This window comes from Flavobacterium sp. (assembly GCF_003525665.1).
Lineage (GTDB): Bacteria > Bacteroidota > Bacteroidia > Flavobacteriales > Flavobacteriaceae > Flavobacterium.
Genome location: NZ_DQDX01000001.1, coordinates 2,269 through 9,026 on the forward strand (window position 1 = coordinate 2,269; position 6,758 = coordinate 9,026).

Genomic DNA, 6,758 nt, shown 5'->3' on the forward strand with positions numbered 1-6,758 from the left:
GTATTCTTTTTCGGATGCACATTATGAAGTTGATTTGTACAAAGATTTTTATATCTCTAAACAGTTACTTTCAACTATCAAAACTACCAATAAAATGATAAATATTATGGGTAGTATCTTTGCAGAGGAAAATGATTTGCAAAATTGCATTCTATTAAATAACGATAAAAATGTAGTCGAAGCCTTGAATGGAAATCTATTTATGCTTTTTGGAACCAAATTAATAACGCCGCCAATTAGCGAAGGTTGTTTAAACGGAATTATGAGAAAGCAAATTCTTCAAATAGCAAAAAAAATAGAGTCTGTTGAGGTAATTGAAGAGGTAATTTCGCCATTTGATTTACAAAAAGCAGATGAATTGTTTATTACAAACGTAATTTCGGGTATTCAACCCATTACAAAATACAGGAAGAAAGAGTATAAAACCGATTTGGCAAAAGAAATTTTAACTAATTTAAACGCACTAATTTAAAATTGGATTTTCTGGCGCATTAGACCAAATGATGTATTCGCCACCTAATTCCATAATTTTTTCTTTCCAAAATTGATTGGATGATTTACTTAAAATAGCCGATTGATGCTTGTTGGAAGTTATAATCCATGAATTGGCTTGAAGTTCAGTTTCTAGTTGATTGGCATCCCAACCCGTGTAGCCAAGAAAGAAACGAATATTTTCTTTGCTGATTTTTCCTTCATTTATTAAACTCTTTGTGAGCTCAAAATCGCCACCCCAAAAAATACCATTAGAGATTTCTATACTATCGGTAATGAGTTCTGGAATGGTGTGAATAAAATATAAATTATCTTGTTCCACTGGTCCGCCATTGTAGATTTTAAATGAGGCTTCAATCTCTGGAAGCAAGTCACTTATAGTGTAATCTAACGGTTTGTTTAAAATGAATCCTACTGATCCTTCGCCAGTATGATCTGCCAATAATATAACTGATCTATTGAATGATAAGTCTCCTATAATAGAAGGTTCAGCTATCAGTAGTTGTCCTTTTTGTAGTTTTTCTGATATCATTTTCTGACATTTTTAATAAATGTACAAATAAAAGTTAGATAAAAAAACTTTATTGCAAAAAAAAACCATCGGCCTTAACAGATGGTTTTCTATATCAAAAGTGAAACTAGATTTAGTTTACAGAACCTTCTAAGTCTGCTCCAGCTTTAAATTTTACTACATTTTTAGCAGCGATTTGGATAGTTTTTCCAGTTTGTGGATTTCTTCCGTCTCTTGCAGCTCTGTTAGATACTGACCAAGATCCGAAACCTACTAAAGAAACTCTTCCACCTTTTTTCAAAGTAGAACCTACGTTTCCTAAAAATGATTCTAAAGCTAATTTTGCAGCTGCTTTTGTAATTCCTGCGTCAGCAGCAATAGCATCGATTAATTCTGATTTGTTCATAATAATAGTTATTAATTGTTGGTTAAACATTGTTGTTAATTAAACAAATTTAATAGAAAATACAGACTGCACAAGCGATTGAAGTGTTTTTTAATCAATTTGTTGATAACTCATAACTTTTGTTAATAAAACGATGCTTTTTATCTGTAATCCTTGGTTAAATCAATGAATACAAAGGTTTACAACGCTTTTGCGTCTTGAGAAAAAGTCATTCCGTTTAACAATTCTGATGCTGTCATTTTCTTTTTTCCTGGAAACTGAATGCTCTTTATTTCTAAAAATGAATTTTCTAAAGCAATTTTCATTTCTTTTTTAGTTGTAATAATGCTTCCAATTTCAAAATCGTGCGATTCTAAAACTAAATTTGTTTCATAAATCTTTACATTCCATTCATTTTCTTCGTCTTTAATGAAGCACCAAGCACTTGGATAAGGCGATAATCCTCTTATTAGGTTATAAATTTCGGTTGCCGATTTGCTAAAATCAATCTTGCAATTCTCCTTGTTTAATTTATAAGCAGTTTTAATTTCAGCTGAATCGGTTTGAATTGTAGTAGTGACTTCACCTTTTTCAATTAATGATAAGGTTTCAACAACAGTTTCACATCCTAAATTCATTAATCTATCGTGTAATTCTCCGGCATTCTCTGTTGCAGAGATTGGAGTTTCTTTACTCAATATCATCGCTCCAGTATCAATTTTATCATCAATAAAGAATGTTGTAACGCCAGTTTTAGTTTCGCCATTGATAATTGCCCAGTTTATTGGCGCGGCACCACGATAATTGGGTAGGAGTGAAGCATGTAGATTGAATGTACCTAGTTTTGGCATTTTCCAAACTACTTCAGGTAACATTCTAAAAGCAACAACAACTTGTAAATTGGCATTCAAACTCTTTAATTCTGATAAAAAACTTTCGTCCTTTAAATTCGTTGGTTGCAATAAATTTAAATTATGTTCTAAAGCATATTCTTTTACAGCCGAATATTTTATTTTTTGTCCACGACCTGCTGGTTTATCGGCAGCAGTTATGACACCTACAACTTCGTAGTTATTTTTTATAATGGTATCCAAAATGCCTACAGCAAATTCTGGTGTTCCCATAAAAACGATTCTTAATTTTTCCATTGGTGCTGAATTTTCTTGTTCTGAATTTATTTCAGAATGTAATGCAATTATTTTATTGAATAGGTATTGTTTTTTAGTACGATTATCGAATCGTTTTCTAATAAATTTTGAAGTGCAAAGATAACGTCGTCTTTGGGATATTTTGTCAACTTTTGAATTTCTCTCGAATCCATTTCTTGAATTTTTAATAATCCAATAATTTTTTCTTGAACGATTGATGTTTCAACTTTTGTTTTTCTTTTCGAAATACAATACGAACAAACACCGCAATCTTTAGTAATTGTCTCATCAAAATAATCCAAAAGCAATTTATTCTTGCAGATGTTTTCTTCCTTTATATAATGAATTACCGATTTTAATTGCTCGGTTTTGAGTTTGTTTTGCGCTTCAAGGTATTTTGCAACTCTATTTATCGTTCGTTCATCTTCTCGAACTTCATTAAAAGTAATAGTTGCATCGTTGTTTTTAGCGTGTAATTCTATGATTTGTTTCTCATGTAATTTATGTAGAATCGCCAAAACTTTATTTTCTTCTGAGTTGGATTTCTTTGCGATTAATGAAATGTTGATAACCGATTGCGATTCGTAAACACCTGGATTGGTTCGTAAAATGGTTAAAACAACTTCTTCATCTTGCGGATTCAAACTCATATACCGAATTACTTCTTTAGACGGAATGATGAATTGTAACGAAATTTTCTCTGTGAATTCTTGCGACAAACTAATGATTCCTTGTCTATCAAGAAATTGCAATGCGTTGTAAACTTTTAAAACTGAAAAGCCATATTTGGTGCAAAACTGATTGATGTTGAAACTAAATTTTTCGTCAATTCCTTCGCCGTAAGCAATTTGAAAGTAATTGCACAGTTTTTTATATATTAAATTCAAAAATTCTTTATCCGATAAAATACTCAAAAACTGACTTTCAACATGAATTACATCAGACGGATTTGTGAGTAAAATTGCAAATGCTTTTTCGCCATTTCTTCCAGCACGACCAGCTTCTTGATAATAATTTTCTAAATTGGGCGGAATATGCAAATGAATCACCGTTTTTACATTGGCTTTGTCAATTCCCATTCCGAAAGCATTTGTGGCAACCATCGTTTGGACTTTCTCGTCCATCCAAAGTTTCATGTGATTGTTTTTGTCTTTAGACGATAAACCGCCATGGTAATAGGTTGCCGAAAATCCGAGTGATTCTAATTGTTTCACCGTTTCTGAACATGCTTTTCTATTAGTTACATAGATAATTGATGGTTGCGGATTTTTTTTCAAAATTTGTTCCATCAACCGCAATTTATCTTCTACGTTAAAAACCATGTAAGCCAAATTTTCTCTTTCGAATGATTTGGTGAAAATGGCAGGATTTTCAAATTGCAATTGCGCGATAATATCGTCTTGAACTCTTTTGGTAGCCGAAGCTGTCAATGCTAAAAAAGGAATTGTAGGAAAGTATTCTTTAAGTTTGGATATCTTTAGGTATGCTGGTCTAAAATCGTGTCCCCATTGCGAAATACAATGTGCTTCGTCAATGGCAATTAAGTTTATAGGAAGATTTTTTATTCGTTCTAAAATCCAATCACTTTGCAATCTTTCTGGTGATAAGTACAAGAATTTATAGTTTCCAAATTGGCAATTGTCTAGCAAGTCAATCATTTCGTCAGATGAAATTCCGCCAGTCAATGCAATGGCTTTGATGCCTTTGTCTTGTAAATTTTTAACTTGGTCTTTCATCAAGGCAACGAGTGGTGAAATCACCAAGCAAATGCCTTCCATCATCATCGCTGGAACTTGAAATGTTATTGATTTTCCTCCGCCAGTTGGCATTAATCCAAAAGTGTCTTTGCCGGCTAAAACCGATGCAATTATTTCTTCTTGCGGAGTTCTAAACGCATCGTGTTTCCAATATTTTTGAAGGATTTCTAATGGTTTAGACATTGTATTCAATTACGAATTAAGAATTATGAGTTAGGAATATTCCGTAAAAGTACTAAAAACAAGAAATATAATTTAATTTATAGACTTTTTGAGTAAAGTGACTTTGCTTTTGACAAATCAATTGGGATTTCTAAAAAGTAATTGAGTTGCCATTTTTGGGTTTGTTGCGCTTGATTGTTCAACGTTTTGTCCCAAGAAGGATAGACTCTAAAACCTAGTTTTCCTTTTTTAGACTGACTTTGAAGGTAACCTTTTTGCTCTAAAATTGATTTTGAAAAAATGAATTGCCCAGAATTTGTTAATGTATTTGTGTTGATAATGACCAAATCAAAATCGTCTGATGTGGAGAAAGGTTGAATTGGATTTTTTTCAATTCGCTTCCATAGCGTTACGAATTGACCAATTTTTGTTGGAGTGATTTTGGCTTCACGAAAAATTATTTTCAAGTTGTTGAGTTCAAATTGTGCTGCGCAATAGTCTTGGCTTTCTTTTTCGATGTGAAGATTTGATATGTGTAAATCTAGTTTTTCAAAAACCAGTTTTGAAGTTTCTTCTAGTTTTTGGAGTGTCATTAGAAACTTATTTTAAGGTTTCTAAAATGTAATTAATGCGATGTTCAACCGTTCCTTTTGGGACTTCGATTAAGTTGTAACCATATTTCTCGTACGTTTCTACAAGATGCGTATAAATTAATTTGGCTTGTTCAAAGTTTTCATAACGCGCGTCATCACTTTCATAAATTTCTTCCCAAGGTGGAAGAATGAAAATTTTGGTATAAATGTGTTCGCGACAAGCTTGATCAAAAAATGCTGGGTAACTATCGCCAATGTAATGCATGTAGGCTAAGACGTCTGGAATACCGCGATCTATAAAGACAATATTGGTTGGTTCTTGAAGTGCGTTGGCGTATTGTTTTTTTCTTCCTTCTAATAATAATTCACTAAAAAGTAGTGGTTTTTCTAGAAACAATTGTTCGATGCCTTGCTTTTTGGCTTCCATAGTTACTTCGCGCGAAATCTCTGGATAACAGCAATATCCTTTGGAAATTAATCCATCAATGATTGTTGTTTTTCCAGTTCCTGGTCCGCCGATGATAACTACAATTTCTTTTTCCAAAATTTTTTAAATAAAGGCGCAAATTTATTGAAACTAATTTGATAATTGAACGTGTTTTGGAATTTTATTTTCTACTCAATACAATTATTAACTAGCCCTGATAGTAGTGGAAATCTTTTCTAACTTCGGCAGAGTTCAAAACTCTGTCGGAGTTAGGAAAAATTGGAACGAATAGCAGGAAAATGGATTTCAAAAATGCCCAAGCGATTCGCTCCTAAAAAAAACTAAAAACTAAACAAATTGTAATTTCAAAAATGTATATTTGCGTTTATTTTAACTTGAAGAATGGATAAAAAGACCGAAGAATTTTACATTCGGCTAAAAGAGGAATTGAGCAATACATCCGCTTGGCCGACAGAATACCTATATAAATTTATTGTTCCTACCGAAGCTAAAAAAATTGAAGAAGTTGAAAATGCTTTTGATAATATGGGCGCGGTTATAAAAACTACAAAATCTAAAACTGGAAAATATACGAGTGTTTCTATCAATGTAAACATGAATTCGCCAGAAGATGTAGTTGCCAAATACATTGAAGTTTCTACAATAGAAGGAATAATTTCGTTTTAATATGGTACCAAAATACATAAAAGAGAATGCTAACGATGTTGTATTTAACTTGGAATACAATGCCGAACGTCCGCATTTAATTATTCCGGAGTATGGTCGTCATTTGCAAAAATTGATAGATCAGGCTACAATTATTGAAAACGATGAAGAACGAAATAAAGCTGCGAGATACATCATTCAGGTGATGGGAAGTTTGAATCCGCACTTGCGTGATGTTTTGGATTTTCAGCACAAATTGTGGGATCAGCTTTTCATTATGTCTGATTTCAAATTGGTTGTAGATTCTCCTTATCCAATTCCGACGCGTGAGGTAATTAATTTAAAGCCAGAGCGTTTGGCTTATCCGCAAAAGAACCCGAAGTATCGTTTTTATGGTAATAATATCAAATACATGATAGAAGTTGCCGATAAGTGGGAAGAAGGCGAGATGAAAAGTGCGTTGATAAAAGTAATTGCCAACCACATGAAAAAATCGTATTTGAGTTGGAATAAAGATACTGTTACTGATGCAGTTATCTTTGAACATTTATACGAACTTTCGGATGGGAAATTCAATTTGACACAAAGTCAAGAAGAGCTTTTAACTACAAATGAGC

At 32.6% G+C, this 6,758-nt stretch carries 9 protein-coding genes; 3 read left to right on the plus strand and 6 right to left on the minus strand.

Annotated elements, in window-relative coordinates:
- Positions 1–472: aminotransferase class IV (locus DIU01_RS00025; protein ID WP_290831220.1), on the plus strand; the 472-nt coding region annotated here is incomplete at its 5' end.
- Here the strand turns inward: DIU01_RS00025 and DIU01_RS00030 are convergent.
- From DIU01_RS00030 to DIU01_RS00055, 6 genes are all read right to left on the minus strand, one after another.
- Positions 464–1,024, minus strand: a complete 561-nt coding sequence (locus tag DIU01_RS00030) for a YqgE/AlgH family protein (protein ID WP_290831221.1) — start codon at positions 1,022–1,024, stop codon at positions 464–466. The genes DIU01_RS00025 and DIU01_RS00030 overlap by 9 nt on opposite strands.
- A gap of 112 nt (positions 1,025–1,136) precedes the next feature.
- Positions 1,137–1,409 carry an HU family DNA-binding protein gene (locus tag DIU01_RS00035; protein WP_290831222.1) on the minus strand — a complete coding sequence of 91 codons (273 nt, stop codon included), beginning with the start codon at positions 1,407–1,409 and terminating at the stop codon, positions 1,137–1,139.
- A 179-nt stretch (positions 1,410–1,588) separates the two neighbouring features.
- Positions 1,589–2,536, minus strand: coding sequence for a methionyl-tRNA formyltransferase (gene fmt, locus DIU01_RS00040; protein WP_290831223.1), 948 nt, complete (start codon positions 2,534–2,536; stop codon positions 1,589–1,591).
- Positions 2,537–2,583: 47 nt separating this feature from the next.
- A complete protein-coding gene (locus DIU01_RS00045; protein ID WP_290831224.1) occupies positions 2,584–4,476 on the minus strand; it encodes an ATP-dependent DNA helicase RecQ in 1,893 nt (630 codons plus the stop codon).
- A gap of 77 nt (positions 4,477–4,553) precedes the next feature.
- Entirely contained in the window at positions 4,554–5,048 is a 495-nt protein-coding gene (locus tag DIU01_RS00050; RefSeq protein WP_290831225.1) for a MepB family protein, read from the minus strand.
- 7 nt (positions 5,049–5,055) lie between these two features.
- Entirely contained in the window at positions 5,056–5,592 is a 537-nt protein-coding gene (locus DIU01_RS00055; RefSeq protein ID WP_290831226.1) for an ATP-binding protein, read from the minus strand.
- Positions 5,593–5,877: 285 nt separating this feature from the next.
- Here DIU01_RS00055 and DIU01_RS00060 point away from each other — a divergent pair, with 285 nt between their 5' ends.
- Together DIU01_RS00060 and DIU01_RS00065 are read left to right on the plus strand one after the other, a co-directional pair.
- Entirely contained in the window at positions 5,878–6,162 is a 285-nt protein-coding gene (locus tag DIU01_RS00060) for a DUF493 family protein (protein ID WP_035123973.1), read from the plus strand.
- A gap of 1 nt (position 6,163) precedes the next feature.
- Positions 6,164–6,758, plus strand: a 595-nt coding sequence (locus tag DIU01_RS00065) for a DUF4290 domain-containing protein (protein WP_290831227.1), incomplete at its 3' end; no start/stop codon positions are given.